15 protein-coding genes are annotated in these 20,495 nt (G+C 71.1%); 10 read left to right on the top strand and 5 right to left on the bottom strand.

Annotation, left to right across the window (positions count from 1 at the left end; all coding sequences use genetic code 11):
- Positions 1-315 precede the first annotated feature (315 nt).
- The 7 genes from glnII (at position 316) to ACFZDI_RS20595 (ending at position 7,312) form a co-directional block, all read left to right on the top strand.
- Positions 316-1,347 carry a glutamine synthetase gene (gene glnII, locus ACFZDI_RS20625; RefSeq protein WP_234847555.1) on the top strand — a complete coding sequence of 344 codons (1,032 nt, stop codon included), beginning with the start codon at positions 316-318 and terminating at the stop codon, positions 1,345-1,347.
- Between the two features lie 173 nt (positions 1,348-1,520).
- On the top strand, positions 1,521-1,643 hold the full coding sequence (locus tag ACFZDI_RS20620; RefSeq protein WP_344368936.1) for a hypothetical protein: 123 nt from the start codon (positions 1,521-1,523) through the stop codon (positions 1,641-1,643).
- A 120-nt stretch (positions 1,644-1,763) separates the two neighbouring features.
- On the top strand, positions 1,764-2,354 hold the full coding sequence (locus ACFZDI_RS20615; RefSeq protein WP_234847556.1) for a winged helix-turn-helix domain-containing protein: 591 nt from the start codon (positions 1,764-1,766) through the stop codon (positions 2,352-2,354).
- Between the two features lie 115 nt (positions 2,355-2,469).
- Positions 2,470-3,480, top strand: coding sequence for an NAD-dependent epimerase/dehydratase family protein (locus ACFZDI_RS20610; protein WP_391252247.1), 1,011 nt, complete (start codon positions 2,470-2,472; stop codon positions 3,478-3,480).
- 147 nt (positions 3,481-3,627) lie between these two features.
- Positions 3,628-4,887: a sensor domain-containing protein gene (locus tag ACFZDI_RS20605; RefSeq protein WP_391252245.1), complete on the top strand. Its 1,260-nt coding sequence runs from the start codon at positions 3,628-3,630 to the stop codon at positions 4,885-4,887.
- Positions 4,878-5,531, top strand: coding sequence for a LuxR C-terminal-related transcriptional regulator (locus tag ACFZDI_RS20600; RefSeq protein ID WP_391252243.1), 654 nt, complete (start codon positions 4,878-4,880; stop codon positions 5,529-5,531). Before ACFZDI_RS20605 ends, ACFZDI_RS20600 begins: the two co-directional genes overlap by 10 nt.
- A 203-nt stretch (positions 5,532-5,734) precedes the next feature.
- On the top strand, positions 5,735-7,312 hold the full coding sequence (locus ACFZDI_RS20595) for a DUF1996 domain-containing protein (RefSeq protein WP_391252240.1): 1,578 nt from the start codon (positions 5,735-5,737) through the stop codon (positions 7,310-7,312).
- A gap of 74 nt (positions 7,313-7,386) precedes the next feature.
- Here the strand turns inward: ACFZDI_RS20595 and ACFZDI_RS20590 are convergent, their stop codons facing one another.
- Positions 7,387-7,839, bottom strand: a complete 453-nt coding sequence (locus ACFZDI_RS20590) for a hypothetical protein (protein WP_234847561.1) — start codon at positions 7,837-7,839, stop codon at positions 7,387-7,389.
- A gap of 163 nt (positions 7,840-8,002) precedes the next feature.
- On the opposite strand from ACFZDI_RS20590, the gene ACFZDI_RS20585 reads away from it, so the two are divergent.
- The 3 genes from ACFZDI_RS20585 to ACFZDI_RS20575 all read left to right on the top strand — a co-directional run bounded on the left by ACFZDI_RS20585 (position 8,003) and on the right by ACFZDI_RS20575 (position 11,285).
- Positions 8,003-8,530 carry a tetratricopeptide repeat protein gene (locus ACFZDI_RS20585; RefSeq protein ID WP_234847562.1) on the top strand — a complete coding sequence of 176 codons (528 nt, stop codon included), beginning with the start codon at positions 8,003-8,005 and terminating at the stop codon, positions 8,528-8,530.
- A gap of 48 nt (positions 8,531-8,578) precedes the next feature.
- Positions 8,579-10,501: a hypothetical protein gene (locus ACFZDI_RS20580; protein ID WP_391252238.1), complete on the top strand. Its 1,923-nt coding sequence runs from the start codon at positions 8,579-8,581 to the stop codon at positions 10,499-10,501.
- 94 nt (positions 10,502-10,595) lie between these two features.
- Positions 10,596-11,285, top strand: coding sequence for a TetR/AcrR family transcriptional regulator (locus tag ACFZDI_RS20575; protein ID WP_234847564.1), 690 nt, complete (start codon positions 10,596-10,598; stop codon positions 11,283-11,285).
- Between the two features lie 6 nt (positions 11,286-11,291).
- Here ACFZDI_RS20575 and ACFZDI_RS20570 read toward each other — a convergent pair whose 3' ends face one another.
- From ACFZDI_RS20570 to ACFZDI_RS20555, 4 genes are all read right to left on the bottom strand, one after another.
- Positions 11,292-11,648: a 5-carboxymethyl-2-hydroxymuconate Delta-isomerase gene (locus tag ACFZDI_RS20570; RefSeq protein ID WP_391252235.1), complete on the bottom strand. Its 357-nt coding sequence runs from the start codon at positions 11,646-11,648 to the stop codon at positions 11,292-11,294.
- A gap of 89 nt (positions 11,649-11,737) precedes the next feature.
- On the bottom strand, positions 11,738-17,134 hold the full coding sequence (pulA, locus tag ACFZDI_RS20565; RefSeq protein WP_391252233.1) for a pullulanase-type alpha-1,6-glucosidase: 5,397 nt from the start codon (positions 17,132-17,134) through the stop codon (positions 11,738-11,740).
- A gap of 115 nt (positions 17,135-17,249) precedes the next feature.
- A complete protein-coding gene (locus ACFZDI_RS20560) occupies positions 17,250-18,623 on the bottom strand; it encodes an alpha-amylase family glycosyl hydrolase (protein WP_391252232.1) in 1,374 nt (457 codons plus the stop codon).
- Between the two features lie 118 nt (positions 18,624-18,741).
- Positions 18,742-20,442 (bottom strand): glycoside hydrolase family 13 protein, encoded by a 1,701-nt coding sequence (locus ACFZDI_RS20555; RefSeq protein WP_234847568.1) that lies wholly within the window; start codon positions 20,440-20,442, stop codon positions 18,742-18,744.
- Positions 20,443-20,495 lie beyond the last annotated feature (53 nt).

The following is a 20,495-nucleotide window of genomic DNA, read 5'->3' as shown; positions in this document are numbered from 1 at the left end:
CCCCGGGCCCCCCCCGCCGCGGGGCCGGGGGGGCCGGGGGCCCGGGGGGGGGGGGCCGGGCCGGGGCGGGGGGGGGGGGGGGGGCGGGGGCCCGGGGGGGCGGGGGGGGGGCGGGGCCCCCCGGCGCCGCACGCGCGAAACATCCTCTCGGCGTGAAGTGCGGCACAGTGCCGCCAGGTAACACGGGGTTCACATGCGAGCAATGGCCGGGAAATCGCCTGTTGCCAGGCTGCCGGGCAGCAGACGCGGCGCACCGGTGCCGCTGCGCCGCACGCACCCGCGATACGCGCCCAGACACACCCGAGGATGTGGCCCGTGACCTTCAAGGCTGAGTACATCTGGATCGACGGCACCGAGCCGACGGCCAAACTGCGTTCCAAGACCAAGATCATCACGGGCTCTCCCGCCGGTCTGGACGCGCTGCCGATCTGGGGCTTCGACGGGTCCTCCACCAACCAGGCCGAGGGCCACTCCTCGGACTGCGTCCTCAAGCCGGTCTTCACCTGCCCGGACCCCATCCGCGGCGGCGACGACATCCTCGTGCTGTGCGAGGTCCTGAACATCGACCTCACCCCGCACGCCACCAACACCCGTGCGGCGCTGGCCGAGGTCGCCGAGAAGTTCGCGGCGCAGGAGCCGATCTTCGGCATCGAGCAGGAGTACACGTTCTTCAAGGACGGCTACCCGCTCGGCTTCCCCAAGGGCGGCTTCCCGGCCCCGCAGGGCGGCTACTACTGCGGTGTCGGCGCCGACGAGATCTTCGGCCGTGACGTCGTCGAGGCGCACCTGGACAACTGCCTGAAGGCCGGCCTCGCCATCTCCGGCATCAACGCCGAGGTCATGCCCGGCCAGTGGGAGTTCCAGGTCGGTCCGGTCTCCCCGCTGGAGGTCTCCGACCACCTGTGGGTGGCCCGCTGGCTGCTCTACCGCACCGCTGAGGACTTCGACATCGCCGCCACCCTCGACCCCAAGCCGGTCAAGGGCGACTGGAACGGCGCCGGCGCGCACACCAACTTCTCCACCAAGGCGATGCGCGAGAGCTACGACGCGATCATCACCGCGGCCGAGTCGCTCGGTGAGGGCTCCAAGCCGCTCGACCACGTCAAGAACTACGGCGCCGGCATCGACGACCGCCTCACCGGCCTGCACGAGACCGCTCCGTGGGACAAGTACTCCTACGGCGTCTCCGACCGCGGCGCCTCGGTCCGCATCCCCTGGCAGGTCGAGAAGGACGGCAAGGGCTACATCGAGGACCGCCGCCCGAACGCCAACGTCGACCCGTACGTGGTGACGCGTCTGCTCGTCGACACCTGCTGCTCGGCGCTGGAGAAGGCCGGCCAGGTCTGATCCGCCCCGCGCGTTCCTGAAGGGGGCGCTCACCGTTCGCGGTGAGCGTCCCCTTTTGCCTGCCGCGCCGTCGTGGCGCTTCACGCGGCTCCCCGCGCCCTGTGACGTGGCGCGATTGTCCAAGCAGTGAGAGGAGGGTCCCGGTGCGGGATCAGCTCTGCTTCAATGGAGTCATGGCCAGCTACCAGAAGTGCATCGCGACGGGTCGCCATGACCTCGAGCCCTTCTGGCCGTCCCGCCAGGACCACGACTTCGACCGGGTGTGTTGCCGCGCGACGAACGCGCCGGCCCTCTAAAGCCGTACACCCCGGCCTTCGGCCAGCGCGCGAACCGCGTACGTCCCTCGGCGAGCCCGACCACGAATCGCGGCCGTCGACCTCCCCGACGAACTCCTCGCGCGAAAGAGCTGACCTCTCATGGCGACCACTCGTTCCCTGTCCACCGCCGCCCCTCTCAACGCCCCCGCGCCGCACGGCCCCCGGCATCGGCTCCGCGCCGTCGACCGGGACGAGGTGGTGACGGTCGCGGACCTGCTGCCGCCGGGTGCCACCTGGCTGCCGGCCCCGCCGCACACCCTGCCGACGCTGCCTGGGCAGCCGCCGATGATCGGCTACCTGGTGCTCGTCCCGGCCGACCAGCAGCCGCCGTTCCCGGTGGCGGTGCCCGACCTGCCGCAGGACGCGGACCCGCGGCCCGGCGCCGAGCCGGGCGGCGAGCCGCTGATCCGGGTCGACAGCGTGCAGCGCACCGCCCGGGTGGCCGGGCAGCCGCTCGACCTCACCTACCTGGAGTTCGAGCTGCTGGCCCACCTGGTGGCGCACCCGGGCCGGGTTCACACCCGCGACCAGCTGGTCGGCACGGTGTGGGGCTACGGGCACGTGGGCGACGGCCGCACGGTCGACGTCCACATCGCCCGGCTGCGCCGCAAGCTGGGCGCGGAGCACCGCGATGCGATCCGCACGGTGCGCCGCGTGGGCTACAAGTACGTCCCGCCGACGGCGGACTGAACCGAGTCCCTGCCCTGCACCGCCCCCGGGGTCCCGCTCAGGGCGGCTGTCCGGCCCGTCTGCTGTGAGCAGATCCCCGTTCCGTGCTCTCGCCCCAGCGGGCAGAGTCACCGGCATGAGGCTTCTGATGCTGGGCGGTACGGAGTTCGTGGGGCGGGCCGTCGTGGAGGCGGCGCTGGGGCGGGGCTGGGAGGTGACGGTCTTCCACCGCGGGCGGCACGACCCGCCGCCCGGCGTACGGTCGTTGCGAGGCGACCGCACCGCACCCGGCGGTCTGACCGCCCTCGCCGACGACCCAGGCGAGTGGGACGTGGTCGTCGACACCTGGTCGGCGGCGCCGCGAGCGGTACGGGACACGGCGCGGCTGCTGCGGGGCCGCGCCGGCCGGTACGTGTACGTGTCGAGTCGCTCGGTGTACGCATGGGGCCGGCCCGCCAGGTTCGACGAGGACGCGCCCCTGGTGGAGGGGGCGTCGCCCGACGCGGAGCAGACCGCCTACCCGCAGGACAAGCGGGGCGGTGAACTGGCCGTGCTGGACGCCTACGGCGCGGACCGGTCGGTGCTCGTACGGGCCGGGCTGATCCTCGGCCCGTACGAGAACATCGGCCGCCTGCCCTGGTGGCTTGGCCGTACGGCGCGCGGCGGTCCGGTGCTGGCGCCGGGCCCGCGTGACCTGCCCCTGCAGTACGTGGACGTCCGTGACCTGGCCGAGTGGATCGTGCTCGCGGCCGAGCGGGAACTGAGCGGCCCGTACAACCTGGTCGGTCCGCAGGGGCACACCACCATGGGCGCGTTGCTGGAGGCCTGCGTGCGGGTCACCGGCGGCGCCGCCGAACTCCGCTGGACCGAGCCGGGGGTGATCCTGGAGGCGGGCATCGAGCCGTGGACCGAGCTGCCGGTGTGGGTGCCGCCGGGCAGCGACCTGTACGAGGCCCTGCACAACGCGGACGTCTCCCGGGCGGTCGGGGCCGGACTGGTCTGCCGGCCGGTCGAAGAGACGGTGGCGGACACCTGGCGGTGGCTCCAGGACGTCGGGGGCGTGGCACCCCAGCGCCCGGACCGGCCACGCTCGGGCCTCGACCCGGAGGTGGAGGCGAAGGTCCTCGCGTCCGGCGCGGGTGCGTGAACCGCCCCTCGTCAGCACCTGCCCGTAACCGCCCTTCGTGGTCGCCCCCTCGTACCCCCTTCTGCCCGCCGAGGTGGAGGTAGCACCACCTCCGGGCCGGGTGCCCGGCCCCGTGACCGGGTCGGCGCGCTCGGCGAGACTGACGCCATGACCACGGACACGAAGAACCGCACCGGCCGGACGACAGGACGGGGCATCGGGCTCGCCGCGGTGCGGGGGCTCGCGCTGGCCCTCGTCTCCCTGCCGGGGGCGGTGCTGTGCTTCTGCCTGTCCCTGGTGTCGATCGCACTGATCCCGATCGGGGTCGGGATCGTCACCACGCCGTACGTACTGACGGGGGTGCGGGCGTTCACTAACGCCCGCCGGGTGCTGGCGGCGGAGTGGGGCGGGGTGCGGATCCCCCCGGCGTACCGGCCGCTGCCGGAGGACGCCAATCCCTGGGCCCGCACCTTCGGGATGCTGCGCGACCCGGCGACCTGGCGGGACCTGATGTGGCTGCCGGTCGACATGACCGCGGGGTTCGTCACCGCGCTGCTGCCGGCCGTGCTGCTGCTCTACCCGCTGGAGGGGTTCGCCCTCGCGCTCGGGCTGTGGCGGGTCCTCCCCGACCCGTACTGGTACGGGTTCGTGCCGGTGACGGGGCAGGCGTCCGCGCTGGGTGCGGGAGCCCTGGGGCTGGTGCTGCTGTTCCTCGCGCACTTCCTGACCCCGCGCCTGCTGGACGTCCACTTCCGGCTCACCCGGGCCGTGCTCGGCTCCGGCCAGGGGGAACTGGCCGAGCGGGTGCGGGTCCTGACCGAGACCCGGCGGGACGCGGTCGACGCCTCCGCCGCCGAACTGCGGCGCATCGAGCGGGACCTGCACGACGGGGCCCAGGCCCGGCTGGTCGCCGTCGGCATGGACCTGGGCACCATCGAGGCGCTCCTCGACAAGGACCCGGCGCAGGCGAAGGAGCTGATCGCGCAGGCCCGGAAGTCCTCGGTGGAGGCGCTGACCGAGCTGCGCGAGCTGGTGCGCGGCATCCACCCGCCGGTCCTCGCCGAGCGCGGTCTGGGCGACGCCGTACGGGCGCTGGCGCTGCGGCTGCCGGTGGCCACCGAGGTGAGCGTGGAGCTGCCAGGGCGGGCCGAGCCGCCCGTGGAGTCGGCGGCGTACTTCGCCGTGAGCGAGGTGCTCACCAACGCCGTGAAGCACGCGGGAGCCGACCGTATCTGGGTCGACCTGCACCAGGCGGACGGCATGCTGCGGGCGACCGTCACGGACAACGGCAAGGGCGGTGCGGTGATCGGGGCCGGGTCGGGACTGGCCGGGGTGGAGCGGCGACTGGGTACATTCGACGGCGTCCTGGCCGTCAGCAGTCCCCCGGGCGGCCCCACCATGGTCACCATGGAGATCCCTTGCGCGTAGTCCTGGCCGAAGACCTCTTCCTGCTGCGCGACGGACTCGTCCGGCTGCTCCGGGCATACGACTTCGAGATCGCCGCGGCCGTCGAGACCGGGCCCGAACTGGCCGCCGCGCTGGCCGAACTGGATCCCGACGTCGCCGTGGTCGACGTCCGTCTGCCGCCCACGCACACCGACGAAGGCCTGCAGTGCGCGCTCGACGCCCGCCGGAAGCGGCCCGGACTGCCGGTGCTGGTGCTTTCCCAGCACGTGGAGCAGCTGTACGCCCGTGAGCTCCTCGCCGACGGCACCGGCGGGGTCGGGTACCTGCTGAAGGACCGGGTGTTCGACGCCGAGCAGTTCGTGGACGCGGTACGGCGGGTCGCCGCCGGGGGTACGGCGATGGACCCGCAGGTCATCCAGCAGCTCCTCGCCCGCCGCTCGGGCGACGACCGGCCGCCGGCGCGGCTGACGCCCCGGGAGACGGAGGTGCTGGAGCTGATGGCGCAGGGCCGGTCCAACGCGGCGATCGCCGGGAAACTGGTCGTGACGGAACGGGCGATCGCCAAGCACACCGCCAACATCTTCGCCAAACTGGGGCTGGAGGTCTCGGACGACGACAACCGTCGCGTGCTGGCGGTTCTCGCGTATCTCGACCACGGCCGGTGAAACCGGACGATGCCCTTCACCCCTGGTGGGGGATCAACAACTCCCGGTGCTCGAGCGGCTGTTGAGGACACGGAGTCCTCACGAACCTCGCATCAATTTCCGGGACCTCTGAACACCCGTGGGACGCGCTCCGTATGGAAGGGAGCCGCTTCACTCCTGTCGGGCGCCTCGATGCCCCCGAAAAAGGAAGTCAGAGGAGTTCCATGGGACGCAACACAAGAAAACGCCGTACGCCGCTGGCCACCAAGGCCATTGCCGCATCGGCGGCCCTAGCGCTCGGTGGGGGCGGGCTGATCTGGGCAAACTTCTACGCCTCGGCGCACGAGGAGAACTCGGCGAACCAGACGAAGTCCGCGGGCGCGCAGATCGCCACGATCCAGTGCCCGGACGTCGGACAGAAGCTGACCGATGTGCCCGACGGCGCTCGCCAGGGGGTGGACAAGGAGCTGGCCAACCTCGACAAGCAGATCAGCGAGGCCTACACCCGGCTCGCCTCCACCCGCCAGGCCCAGGCCGGTGACGCGGGCTTCGTCGACAACGCCATCCTCGGCCCGCTGAAGTCGAAGCGGACCGCGGTCATCGACCGGATCGGCATCAACATCCGGCGGGTCGGCGGGAAGGCTCCGGCCAACCTCGAGCAGATGGCCTCGTGTCAGGGCATGGCTGCCGACGCCGCCAACACCACGGACGGCCAGGCCGGCGATGGTCAGAACCAGGACGGTCAGAACCAGGACGGCCAGAACCAGGACGGTCAGAACCAGGACGGCCAGAACCAGGACGGCGGTCAGAACCAGGACGGCGGTCAGAACGACGGCGGCCAGGACAACGGGCAGGGCGGCAACGGCGGGCAGGCCGGCAACGGCCCGGCGGCGGACGACTTCATCAACATCGAGGACGTCCAGCCCAACTCCCGCAACCTGCCGAACGGTCTCGCCGCGAACGGCGACGGCGGTTCGACGGGCACGTTCACCACGCAGTGCGGCACCAACGAGAACGAGAACCGCAACTCGGACAACGTGATCGTGGCGCCCGGCGTGTCCAACGGTGCGCAGCACCAGCACGACTACGTCGGCAACCAGAGCAACAACGCCTTCGCGAGCGACGAGGACCTGGCGAACGCCGACACCTCCTGCCAGAACCAGGGCGACAAGTCCTCGTACTTCTGGCCGGTCCTGAGGATCCAGGACGGCTCGGACGACATCGACGCCGGTCAGCCCGGCGGCGGCCAGGACGGCAACGTCGGCAAGATCGTCGAGCCGGCCGAGGCCCAGCTGAAGTTCGTCGGCAACCGCACCAGCGACGTGGTCGCGATGCCGAAGGCCCTGCGCATCATCACCGGTGATGCCAAGTCCCTCACCAACGGCCTGAACAACGCCAACACCTCCTGGAGCTGCACCGGCTTCGAGGACCGTCAGGTGACGGACAAGTACCCGCTCTGCCCCGAGGGCAGCTCCGTGGTGCGGACGTCCAACTTCCAGAGCTGCTGGGACGGCCAGAACATCGACAGCGCCAACCACCGCACCCACGTGGACTTCGTGGAGGCGGACGGCAGCTGCTCGAACGGCTTCAAGGCCATCCCGCAGCTCCAGGTCCGCCTGGTCTACGACGTCCAGGCGCCGCAGATCGAGAACGGGCAGGTGCAGAACGCCTTCGCGGTCGACTCCTTCCCGGAGCAGCTGCACAAGGCGATCACCGACCACAACGACTTCATCAACTTCTTCGACGAGAACGTGATGAACGAGATGGTCCAGTGCATCAACAGCGGCCAGGACTGCCAGTAATCCTGAACCGGTAGCGCGGAAGGCCGGCGGTGGGAATTCCCACCGCCGGCCTTCTGCTGCTCGGGCCTTCGTGCTCAGCCGTGATGGCCGCTGCCGCCGTCGTGACCGTTCTTGTTGTGGCTGCCGCCGGGGTTCATGTGCTCGGAGCCCTCCTCCATGGTGCCGCCGAGGGTGCCCTGCAGCGCCGTGACCGTCTTCTGCTGGCCGACGGCGACCCACTTGCGGCCGACGAGGTAGTAGCCACCGTAGTCCTTGGCGCTGTTCAGCCACTCGCGCTGGCCGCGGTCCGTGGAGAAGGTCGCGAGGACGTACTTCTCCTTGCCCTTCTTGCACAGCGCCTGGCGGATGGTGTCCGCGTCGGTCTGCATGTTCGGCTTGCAGTCGGCCTCGGCCGCGATGTGCTCCAGGCTGCCGCTCACCTCCTTCGGAACGGCCGCCGCGTCCTTGTCGCCGGATCCGCCGCAGCCGGCCAGCGCCAGTATCGCCACCGCGCCGCTCAGCGCGAGCATCGGTCGGGTCACCCTCATCTGTTCCTCCGGTCCTTGTCGGCACGGTCCCTGTCACGGCACGAATCCGGACGCATGCCGCACGGAGCCCCGGCAAGAGGCTCTCGCCTTCGATACGGCTGCGGAGCCCGCCGTGCTCAAAATCCCACTGCCCCGGCAGGCACTCCCGTGCGAGGGTGGGCAGGTGGATCAGGACTGGGAAGACCGTGTGGCCGCCCTGTGGGACCGTTTCGACGGCTATGCCGAGACGCAGGAGGACGAGGCCCGCTTCCGCGCCGACGTCGACGCCCTCGTCGCCGAGCTGCCCGAGGGCAGTCCGCTCGGCCCCTTCGAGCGGGCCTGCGCCTGGGACTCCACGGGCCACAGCGACCAGGCGGTCCCCCTGTACCAGGAGGCGCTGGCGACCGGCCTCGCCGACGTCAGTCCCTACAAGGCCCGCCGGACGAAGATCCAGCTGGCCAGCTCCCTGCGGAACATCGGCCGGGCCGAGGAGGGCGTCGCCCTGCTGACGCCCGAGCTTCTCGCGCCGTCCGACGAACTGGACGACCCGGTACGCGCCTGTCTCGCCCTGTGCCTGTCGAGTCTCGGCCGCGACCGGGAGGCGCTGGCGCTGGCCCTGGGCGCCCTGGCCCCGCACCTGCCGCGCTACCAGCGGTCCATGGCGAACTACGCCCGTTTGCTGGTGGAACCCGGGATGCACCCGGGGGCGTGAGGCTCCGCGCCCAGGTGACCAACCAACGATTCGCTCGTTCTGCTGAACGTGCAGTCACAGGATGTCGCCCAGCGCGACGCACCCCTCTCCCTCACCGGCCCGGTCGTCGACGTCGAGCAGGCCGAGGCCGCGCTCGTCGAGTACTACCCGCGGCTCGTCCGGCTGGCCTACCTGGTCCTGCCACCCGGGCTGGGCCGCAGCCGCCGCGTCCTGACCGCACACTCCCTCGTCCAGCGGGCGCTCCCCCGCAACCGCACCCCCGCCCCGGTGATCCCGGCGCAGTCCACCGGGCGGGACGGCGACCCCGGCTACACCCTGGTCCGGCTGAAGGTGCTGCGCACGGCGCTGGAGGCGGGGCTGCCGCTGAGGGCGAAGGCCTGGCCCAAGCGGGCCCAGTTGCCGCCGCTGCTGCCGCGCGTGTGGGGTCTGAAGCTGTTCCCGCGCTCCGGCGGCGCCGACGAACTCGCCCTGGACCAAAGGCTGTCCACCCTGTCCGGCCCGGCCCGCGCCGCCTACGCGCTGCGCGGCCTGGAGCGGCTCACGGACGACGGGGTGGGCGAGGTCCTCGCCACGGTGGGCGTCGCCGACCCGGAGGGCGCGGTGCTGGAGGCCGGCGGGATCCCCGCCGAGTACGGGCTGCTCCACTCCCCCGAGTTCGACCCCTGCTCGCTCCAGGCCCGGCCCACCGACCTGATGCGCCGCCGCCAGCACCTGAAGGCGGCGCTGGCCGCAGGTGCCGCCCTGCTGATGTGCGGGGCACTGCTCGGCCTGCCCGGTGAGGGCTGGGGCCCGGAGGGCGCGGCGGCACCCCCGTACGCACGGAACCCGGCCGCGCAGGCCGCGCTGGACCCGGCGAAGCTGACCCGGGTGCCGCCCACCGCGTGGCGCAGCTCGGCGCGCACCGACTTCTCCGTGTGGCCGGCCCGCGGCGACCTCACCGGCGACCGGGCCCTGCTGCGCCGCGCGCTGGCCGTGTGGGCCCGCCCCGGCGAGACGGTCCAGGTGTCGGTGACCCCCGGCACCCTCTCCGGCGGCCCGGCCGGACCGCCCCAGCTGCTGTACGCGGGGACGCTCGACGCGGCCCGCGTGGTGATCCTCTACGACGGTCTGCGGATCGCCCGGTACGCGGAGCCGGTGGACGGCACACAGGGCGCCGCCCTCGACTTCGCCCGGGTCGACGGGGCCGGGCGGGCCGAGGCGAGCGCGGTGGTCCTGGGCCGGTCCGACGGCAACGTCCGCTACCTGCTCGCCCCCTGGGTGAGGAAGGCCGCCGAGCGGGACCTGATGAAGCCGGGCTCCGGCGCGATGGACCTCACCCTCACCGACGGTGTGACCGCGCCGCTGGCCAGCCCGGCCCTGCGGTCCGGCCCGTGCACCTCGTGGAACGTGCTGCAGGTGACCGACGGCGGCCGGACCCGGATGCTGACCGACCTCGGCGAGCTGGTCCCGGCCAGGCTCACCACCGGACGGCCGGGCTCCCCGGGCGAGGTGTCGGGGGCTTCGGCGCTGCGCACCTGGCAGCCGTTCGCCTGCTCGCTGGGCACGATGCGCTCGGCGGGGGTGCGCGGCGTCAACGCGTGGGCGTTCAACGAACAGCCGCTGCCCGACGCGAGCGGCTCGGCGGCGTGGGTGTGCACGCGGGCCGAGACCTGGCGGGGCGGCGGGGCGCGGGTGCTGGCGCAGTTCCACACTCCCGGCGGTGCGTACGGGGCGGCCGCGGCGCAGGCCGAGAACGTGCCGGCCTGCGGGCCGCGTGATCCGCATGTGCTGGCCGGAGTGTTGTGGAAGTCGAAGGCCGGCGACTGGTACCTGCTCGCCGCCGGCGGCCGGGACACGGCGTCGGTCCGGGCGACGGGCGGAGTGAACGGGCAGGCACGGAGCAGTCTGCTGACCGTGCCGGCCGAGCAGGGGGCGCAGGCTCAGCTCAAGGGGACACTGAAGGACGGGCGTTCACTCCGCGGGCTGCGCTGACCGGGGCGGATTCCGGGCCCGTCCGGTGCGGACGGTGGGACCGGGTGATCGATCCGGCCCGTTCGAGGCTGGAATCGATCGGTAAGGTGTTCGTATGACTACCGGGGTTCGCCGCAGAATGGGAGTCGAGGAACGGCGGCAGCAGTTGATCGGCGTCGCCCTCGAACTGTTCAGCCGCCGCTCGCCCGACGACGTGTCCATCGACGAGATAGCGTCGGCCGCGGGCATCTCACGCCCGTTGGTCTACCACTACTTCCCCGGCAAACTCAGCCTGTACGAGGCCGCGTTGCAGCGGGCCTCGGACGATCTGGCAGCCCGGTTCGTGGAGCCCCACGAGGGTCCGCTCGGGACGCGGCTGCTGCGTGTGATGCGCCGCTACTTCGACTTCGTGGACGAGCACGGGCCGGGTTTCTCCGCGCTGATGCGCGGCGGTCCGGCGGTCGGTTCCTCGACGACCAACGCGCTCGTCGACTCCGTACGGCAGGCCGCGTATGTCCAGATCCTTTCGCACCTGGGCGTGACCGATCCGCCCGCGCGCCTCGAACTGGTCGTCCGTTCCTGGATCTCGCTGGCCGAGTCGACGGCGCTGATCTGGCTGGACGGCCGGCGCATCCCGCGCGAGGAGCTGGAGCCGCAGCTCGTCAACGACTTCGCCGCGCTCGCCGCCGTCAGCGCCGCCTACGACGAGGAGATGGCGGAGCTGCTGCGCGGCGCCCTCAAGGACGAGCCGGCCGACGGCCCGTTCGCGCACCTGGTCGGCCGGCTCATGGCCCTGGCGAGCTGAGCGGTCTCAGCTCTCGTACTTCGCGTACGACGCGTCGAGGTCGCGGACCTCGGCGGAGGCGTGCAGGGCGAGACCCTCGGGCTGCTTGAGGTGGGTCCGCAGCAGCTCCAGCGCGGCCTCGGTGAGCCGGGCCTTGGTCTCGTCGGTACGGCCGGCGAGCAGCGCGATGTGGATGTGGACGTGGGCGTGGCCCTCGGTCTCGGGGCCGACCACGATGTCCTCGGTCGGGCGGAACCGGGTCTTGCAGGCGGGCGGCTTGGCGGCCGCGATCTCGACCGTCGCCTCGTGCAGCGCCTTGGCGAATCCGGGCCGGTCGAAGCCGCCGCCGAGGTCGGCGGAATAGTCGACGGTGATCTGCGGCATCAGCACTCCTGTTCCAGGTCGGTGTGCTCACCCTAGCCGCGGGCGGGGCGGGCCGCCGGTCGCGGTCCGCCCCGCCCGCACCGGGTGCGTTACCCCGCGGTCCGGGTGAAGACCGCGACCGTGCGCGCCGGCACGGTGAAGGTGCCGGACTCCTGCGTGTAGGCGGAGGACTTCACGGTGGCGTCCGCGCCCGTCGCCTGCACCGGGTGCAGGCGGTAGCCGGTCCCGGCGAGTGCGGACACGCGCTGCTCCTGCCGCTCGGGCGTGGCGTTGAACACGACGACCAGGTCACCGAGCCGCATGGTGATCACGCCGGGTGTCTCGTCCGTGCCGGACAGCGGGAAGGAGAGCCGGGACTGCACCTGTGCGGCCGTGCCCAGGGAGAAGTCCTTCTCGGTGCTCCGGATCCGCAGCAGGTCGCGGTAGGCGGCCGAGGTGCCCTCGATCTGCTCGCAGCCCACCTCGACCTTGGTCAGCAGGGGCTTGGCGTACGGCCACTTGTCGGTGTTGTCGGCCGCCATGGGCAGTCCGCGGCCGAAGCCGTTGCCGTCCTCGCACCGCCAGTGGACGGCGTTGAACCAGTCGCCGCTGTCGTAGGAGTTGCGGTCCAGGGACTTGGAGCGCAGCAGGTCGGTGCCCGCCTGGGAGAGGGCCGGGCCCTGGGAGAGGGTGGCCGTCGCCATGGCGAGGACCTGCATCCTGGCCCGGTCGGACGCGCTGGTCGTGGCGGGCAGTTTGAAGGCCAGGGCGTCGAACAGGGACTCGTTGTCGTGCGCGTCGGCGTAGGCGAGGGCGTCGCCCGGGGCGTCGGCGTATCCGGCGGGGGCGCCGTTGTAGTCGACGTCGGAGCCCTTGACCTCCTTGCCGGCGGTGTCGGTGAAGCGGTACCCGGCGAGATTGCCGGAGAGGCCGACCTTGATGAGGTCCTGGTAGTGCAGGAGCCGGGCCTTCTGCTCGGCGGGGGTGCCGTTGTTCCCGGAGGAGTTGGGGTCGGTGTACAGGCCGGACGCGAAGCCCTGGACGCCGGGGTCCTCGTCGAAGGGACCGCCGCCGCGCACGGCGTCACGGGCCCGGTCGGAGAAGGTGGCGATGCCGGTGCCGGCCATGTTCTTCTGCGTGGCCTGGACGAACCGGGCGTCGTCGGCGACCTCGCCGAAGTTCCAGCCCTCCCCGTACAGGATGATCTTCTTGCCGTCGACGCCGTCCTTGGCGGGGGTGAGCGCGTCGAGGGCCTCGCGGACCGCGAGGATGTTGGCCTTGGGGTGGTGGCCCATGAGGTCGAAGCGGAAGCCGTCGACCTTGTACTCCTTGGCCCAGGTGACGATGGAGTCGACGACCAGCTTGCCCATCATGGCGTTCTCGGTGGCCGTGTTGGCGCAGCAGGTGCTGTTGGCGACCGAGCCGTCGGCGAGGAGGCGCTGGTAGTAGCCGGGCACGATCCGGTCCAGGACGGAGGTGCCGGCCTGGCCGCTCGCGGCGGTGTGGTTGTAGACGACGTCCATGACGACCCGCAGTCCGTCGTCGTTGAGAGCCTTCACCATCCTGCGGAACTCGACCGTGCGGGCGGTGCCGTCCGGGTCGGTGGCGTAGGAGCCCTCGGGGACCGTGTAGTGGTACGGGTCGTATCCCCAGTTGTAGGCGTCCTTCGCGGCGATCTTGCCGACGCACTCCTGCTGCTTGTCCGAGTCGGCCGGGAAGGATGCCAGGTCGCAGTCGGTCTTCGCCTGGTCGACTTTCCTCTCGGGGATGGTGGCGATGTCGAACGCGGGCAGGAGATGGACGTAGGAGGTGCCCGCCTTCGCCAGTTCGCGCAGGTGCTTGCTGCCGTCGCTCGCCTTGTCGGTGAAGGCGAGGTAGGTGCCGGGGTGCTTCGCCGTGCGGTCCTCGACGGAGAAGTCCCGGATGTGCAGCTCCTGGATCTGCGCGTCCCGCAGCGGCACGGCCTTGGGCTTGGTGTACGACGACCAGCCGGACGGCTTCAGCGCCTTGTCGTCCAGGTCGACGACGAGGCTGCGCTCGGAGTCGGTGGTGAGGGCGAGGGCGTAGGGGTCGGTGACCTTGTTGGTGACGACCTTGCGGACGCTGGGCGCCCAGACCTTCACGGCGTAGCGGTAGGGCTTGCCCTTCCAGGACGGCGGGCCGGTGACGGACCAGACGCCGGTGGCGCTGTCGCGGCGCATGGCGACGGTCCTGCCGTCGAGCTCGAGGGCGACGGACCGGGCGGTCGGTGCCCACACGGACAGGGTGGGGCGGCCCTGGGAGAAGGTGGGCCCGAGGTCGGCCTTGGTGGCGCCGGGGTACAGGTCGTCCAGGACGCCCGCGATCTGCACGCCGGTCGCTGCGAGCACGGCGCCGTTGGCCGCGTGCTGGGTGGCGACGACCTGGCCGCGCAGGGCCTCACGGACCCGGTCGCGGTCACGGGGGTCGACGGTCCAGGCGTCGTACGTCTTGAGGTGCGGGAACGTCGCCTTCTGGGCGTCGGTGAGCTCCCCCTTGGCCAGGCGCAGCCACTGGGCGTCGCCGGTCAGGGTGCCGTCCTCGGCCTTGATCGAGCCGTCACGGGAGTACAGCAGCTGCGTGGAGGCGGCGGCGTCGGAGCCGTTCCAGGCGAGGGTGTTCCGGTCGATCCAGACCGCCTTGGAGGTGGTCAGGTCGAGGGCGGCGGCACTGCCCGCGGGCTGCGGGAGCAGATACTTCTCCTGGCCGTTCACCAGCCACACCTCGTGGCCGTTCGCCTTGAGGTCGAGCGACTGGTCGGTGGGCAGGTCCTTCTCGTCGCCCTTGTGGAGGATGTAGCTGAGGCTGGTGGCTCCGTCGGTGAGCGGTACCTCGAAGACTGCGCCATAGGCATCAGTCTTGACCGGCTTCAGGGGGTTCGACCAGTCGGTGGGGTTCGCGGCGCCGGTCCAGACGTGCAGTCCCCAGCCGTCGTAGTTCCCGTCGGCCCGGTGGTAGTGCAGGACGGCCTTGGTCTTGTCGGGCGCCGGGTGGTCGGGCCGCTCGGTGGTGACGGTGTCCTTGCCCTGCTCGATCCAGACCTCACCGGTCTTGGTGACGTCGATCGTCCGGTCGGCGGAGACGTCCTTGGTGCCGTCCTTGTCGATGACGAGGAAGCCGACGTTCGAGGCGCCGGGCTTGAGCTTGACCCAGGCGAAGGCGCCGTAGGCGTCCCGGCCGGTGAAGGGGTGGCTCTTGGGCCATTCGGTGGCCTCGCCCTCGGCGAGGTCGCCCCAGGCGTACAGGCCCCAGTCGGCGTAGTCGCCGTCCGTGCGCTTGTAGTGGACGATCGCGTAGTCGCGGGAGGACGCGGTGGGCGGTTCCGGGGCGGGCGGGGTGCCGGTGGTGGAGGCGGCCAGGGCGCTCGCGGTGCGGCCGGCCGAGTCGACCACGACGGCCTTGTAGCGCAGGGCCGTGCCGGGTGCCACGTCGTTGCCGATGGTGTGGGTGACCTTGTAGGGGGCGTGGTCGGCGGAGCCGAGGACCTGCCACTTCCCGTTGCCGGTCTGGGCGGCGAAGACGACTCGGTTGAGCTGCCCGCCGTCGACGTCGGCGGTGAGGTCCACCGTGCCGGTGGCGCCGGCCGCGGGGGCCTTCAGGGTGAGCGTCGGGGCCGTGGCGGGCTTCGCGGGCTTTCCGGACGCCTTGAGGACGATCGCGGAGCCGGCCGGGACGGTGACGGTGACCTTCTTGTCGCCGTCGCTCTTCAGGGTCGCGGCGGTGCCGTGGATGCCCTTGAAGGTCATGCCGGCCGAGCCCGTCGGGAAGGTCGCGGTCTTCCTCTCGCCGGCGTTGTTGAAGGCGACGACGTACTCGGTGCCGGTCTTCGCGTCCGTGCGGGAGAAGGCGTAGACGCCCGGGCCGTCGGCCGCGTACCGCTCCTGCTGGACGCCGTCGGTGAGGGCCGGGTTGGCCTTGCGGAGCTTGGCGAGGGCGCTGATCTGCCGGTAGAGGGGCGCCTTGGTGTCGTAGGCGTCCTCGGCGTGGGTGCGGTCGGTGCCGATGCGGTCGTCGTCGAGGTAGTCGGCGGTGCGCGAGGCGAACATGGACTGCCGGGCGTCCTTGTCGCCGCCGGGGCCGGTGAAGCCCTGCTCGTCGCCGTAGTAGACGACGGGGTTGCCGCGGCTGAGGAACATCAGCTCGTTGGCGAGCTCGTCCTTGGCGAGGAGCTCGGCGCCGGTGGCCTGGGGGTTGTCCTGCTTCAGGAACGACCCGATGCGGCCCATGTCGTGGTTGCCGAGGAAGGTGACCTGCTCGTAGGCGTTGGCCTTGCCGGTCGTGTACTTGTAGTCGTCACCGAAGACGCCGGCGAGCTTGCGGGCGCTGCCGCCCTGGGAGGCGTACTGGCGGGCCGCCTCCTGGAAGGGGAAGTCGAGGGTGGCGTCGAGCCGGCCCTGGGTGACGTACGGGGCGGTGATGTCCGTGTCGGCCGAGTAGACCTCGCCGAACATGAAGAAGTCGTCCCGGCCCCGCTTGGCGGCGTAGGCGTCGAGGGCGGTGGCCCACTGCGTCCAGAACTGCATATTGACGTGCTTCACGGTGTCGATCCGGAAGCCGTCGACGTCGAAGTCCCGCACCCAGCGCCGGTAGATCTTCTCCATGCCGTCGACGACCTCGGGCCGCTCGGTCCACAGGTCGTCGAGCCCGGAGAAGTCGCCGTGGGTGGAACTCTCACCGGCGAAGGTGGAGTCGCCGCGGTTGTGGTACATCGTCGGGTCGTTGAGCCACGACGGCACCTTGTTCTTCCTGGTGACGACGGGGGTGCGCGGGAAGGAGTCCCGGTCGACGGCGGGGAAGGCACGCCGCCCGTCGGCGTAGTCGGTGTCGTCGAAGGGCACGCCGTCCTTGGTCAGGTACGGGAAGGCGCCCTTGGAGAGGTAGTCGTAGGACTTCTCCTCGTAGTCGACGACGTCCGCGGTGTGGTTGGTGATGACGTCGAAGAAGACCTTCATGCCCTTGGCGTGGGCCTTGTCGATGAGGGTCTCGAGGTCCTTGTTGGTGCCGAAGTGCGGGTCGACCTGGGTGAAGTCCGTGATCCAGTACCCGTGGTAGCCGGCCGAGGCGTTGGCCCCGGTGCCCTGCACGGGCTGGTTCTTGAAGAGGGGGGCCATCCAGAGGGCGGTGGTGCCCAGGCCCTTGATGTAGTCGAGCCGCTTGGTCAGGCCCTTGAGGTCGCCGCCCTGATAGAAGCCCTTGTCGGTCGGGTCGTAGCCGGTCGACAGGCGTGAACCGGTCAGGCCGCCCTTGTCGTTGCGCGGGTCGCCGTTGGCGAAACGGTCCGGCAGGACGAAGTAGAACTGCTCACGGGTGGCGTCGTGCCGGGCGGGCTGGGCGGCCAGCTTGGCGTCGGAGGGGGGCGGAGGCGGTGTGCCGGCCCGCGCCGCGATGGGCTGGACGAGCGCTGCGGCCAGCGCGGTCACGGTGACCGCAGCGACCCGTCCGGCATGGGTGGTTCGGCGCCTCGACGGCGTCGGCCATCTCGGTATCACAGATGGGCTCCTTGCGATTACGGCTCTTCGGGTCCGACCCCGCGCGACCGTATCGCCGCCGCAACGCTTACAGCAAGAGGCTTGAAACCACCGGAAAAAACTTTCAGGCGGCCGCTCAGCAGCTGGACTTGCCCGCGTGGACCGCCAGGGCGGTGTTCGCGCCGAGGGTGGCCGTGAACTGCCCGCTGGAGTTCACCGTCACGGTCCTGTTGTTCTGCACATCGCAGTACGTCCCCGCCGGCAGCGACGTCTGGTACGTACGGCTCAGCGATCCCGATTCGTGGTTGATGGCCACGAAGCCCTTGCTGCCCCGGCCGAAGGCGATGGCGTCGCCGCCGTTGTCCCACCAGTTGGTGACGGCCTGGCCCCGGGTGGCGTTGCGGAAGCCGACCATGGACTTGATCTCGGGCCAGTTGTGCTGGCACTTCCAGCCGTCCTGCCAGCAGGCGTTCACCCGGCCCCCGTTGGGCGGGCCGGCGTCCTGGTCGGTGAACTCGTAGCCGGAGTTGATGTCGGGGGCGCCGTAGGGCCAGGCCAGCATGAAGACGTTGGCCAGGGTGTAGGTGGCGCCGTCCTTGTAGCTGAGGGTCGAGCCGTTGCGCTCGGTGTCGTGGTTGTCGACGAAGACGCCCGAGACACCGCTGTTCATGTAGCCCCAGCCCTCGCCGTAGTTCTTCAGGTAGGCGAGGTTCTCGTTGTTGAAGACCCGCTTGAGGTCGTAGGCGTAGCGGAACTCCTGGACGTCGCCGTTGCCGGTGTACTCGGTGGGCTGGACCGCCTCGCCGGCGCCGTGGATGGCCTCCTGCTTCCAGTACACCGACGGGTTGCTCAGCCGGGACTTGATGTTCGCGAGGTCGGCGGCGGGCATGTGCTTGGCCGCGTCCACGCGGAAGCCGTCCACGCCGAGGGAGAGCAGGTCGTTCATGTACCCGGCGATGGTCCGGCGGACGTAGTCCTCGCCGGTGTCGAGGTCGGAGAGGCCGACCAGTTCGCAGTGCTGGACGTTCCAGCGGTCCTGGTAGTTGGTGATCTGGCTCGTACAGTCGTCGAAGTCGAACGACGAGTACAGGCCGGGGTAGGTGTACTTGGTGTACGACGACCCGCCGGTGCCGGTGCCGCTGCCCGCCGCCATGTGGTTGACGACGGTGTCGACGACGACCTTCACCCCGGCCGCGTGACAGGTGTTCACCATGTTCTGGAAGGCCGTCCGGTCACCGAGCCGCCCGGCGATCTTGTAGCTGACCGGCTGGTACGAGGTCCACCACTGCGAGCCCTGTATGTGCTCGGCGGGCGGGGAGACCTGGACGTAGCCGTACCCGGCGGGTCCGAGGGTGGTGGTGCACTCGCGGGCGACCGAGGCGAAGTTCCACTCGAAGAGGACGGCCGTGACGTCCTTGGTGCCAGGCGGGGAGGCCTGCGCACCAGTCGGGTTCATGACAATCGAAGCCGCGGCGAGCGCGACGGCGATGGCGAGGTATCTGCGTGCCATGTGGGGTTTCCTTCTTCGTTGAAGGTTCTTGCTGCAAGGTTCAGAAACCTTGCGGTGACGCAGATAGTAGAGGCCCGCCGCCCGAATGGGCAGCGGGCCGTGCGAAATTCAAAGGAAATCAGGCGCGGGACTCCGCACGCGCGGTGGTCCACCACACCGTGGTGTCGGCCGGCACCTTCGCCTCGTCGTCGACCTGCACGATCTCACCGCTCGCCACCAGCACCCGGCCGTACGCGGGCATCGCCACCGACTCCCCGGTGGTGTTGGCGACGCATACGAACTCCCCGCGGCGGAAGGCCAGCACGCCCTCGGGCGCGCGCAGCCACTCCACGGAGGTGCCGGCGCCGAGGTCGGGCTGCTCGCGCCGCACGCGCAGCGCGGCCCGGTACAGCTCCAGGGTCGAACCGGCCTCGCCGCTCTGCGCCTCGACGCTCAGCTCCCCCCAGCCGTCGGGCTGCGGCAGCCAGCTGCCGCCGTCGCCGAAGCCGTACGACGAGCCCGTCCGGGTCCACGGGATCGGCACCCGGCACCCGTCGCGGAAGCCGTCCTGACCGGCGCCCCGGAAATACGCCGGGTCCTGGCGCACCTCGTCCGGCAGGTCGACGACGTCGGGCAGACCGAGCTCCTCGCCCTGGTAGACGTACGCCGAGCCGGGCAGCGCCAGCATGAGCAGGCTCGCGGCCCGGGCCCTGCGCAGCCCCAGTTCGCGGTCGCCGGCCAGGCGGATCTGGGTGCCGAGGCCGGGCGGGTTGGCGAACCGGGTGGCGTGCCGGGTCACGTCGTGGTTGGACAGCACCCAGGTGGCGGGGGCGCCGACCGGGCGCATGGCCTCCAGGGTGCGGTCGATGACCTCACGCATCTCGGCGGCGTCCCAGTGGGTGCTGAGGTACTGGAAGTTGAAGGCCTGGTGCAGCTCGTCGGGGCGGACGTAGTGCGCGGTGCGCTCGATGGTCGGGGTCCAGGCCTCGGCCACGAAGATGCGCTCGCCCGCATACTCGTCGAGGATCAGCCGCCACTGCCGGTAGATCTCGTGCACACCGTCCTGGTCGAAGAACGGCATGACATCGTTGCCCAGCAGCTTCACCTGGTCGTGGGATCCAAGGTCGGGCAGCCCCTCGGCCTTCACCAGGCCGTGGGCGACGTCGATGCGGAAGCCGTCGACGCCCATGTCCAGCCAGAAGCGCAGGATGGAGCGGAACTCGTCGCCGACCGCCGGGTGCTCCCAGTTGAAGTCGGGCTGCTCGGGGGCGAAGAGGTGCAGGTACCACTCCCCGGGCGTGCCGTCGGGTTCGGTGACGCGGGTCCAGGCCGGGCCACCGAAGATCGACTCCCAGTCGTTGGGCGGCAGTTCGCCGTTCTCGCCCTTGCCGGGGCGGAAGTGGTAGCGGTCCCGCAGCGCGGAGCCCGGGCCCTCGGCGACGGCCCGCTTGAACCACTCGTGCTGGTCGGAGGAGTGGTTGGGCACCAGATCGACGATGATGCGCAGGCCCAGCGCGTGGGCGTCGCGGATCAGGGCGTCGGCGTCCAGGAGGTTGCCGAACATGGGGTCGACGGCACGGTAGTCGGCGACGTCGTAGCCGGCGTCGGCCTGTGGCGAGGCGTAGAAGGGGCTGAGCCACACGGCGTCCACGCCGAGGTCGCGCAGGTAGGGAAGACGGGTACGGACACCCTCCAGGTCGCCCATGCCGTCGCCGTTGCTGTCGGCGAAGCTGCGCGGGTACACCTGGTAGATCACCGCGTCCCGCCACCAGTCGCGGCGCTTGGCGACGGCGACGGCGGACGCGGGGGTGGGGGCAGGTGCAGCTGAGTGCTGGCTCATGTCGTCCTTGATGCGTAACAGGAAAGCGGTCATGGAAGGCGTGGGTGGGCGGT

It is taken from the genome of Streptomyces sp. NPDC007907, assembly GCF_042959365.1.
Taxonomy (GTDB): domain Bacteria; phylum Actinomycetota; class Actinomycetes; order Streptomycetales; family Streptomycetaceae; genus Streptomyces; species Streptomyces indiaensis.
This window is presented reverse-complemented; position numbering and strand designations above follow the sequence as displayed.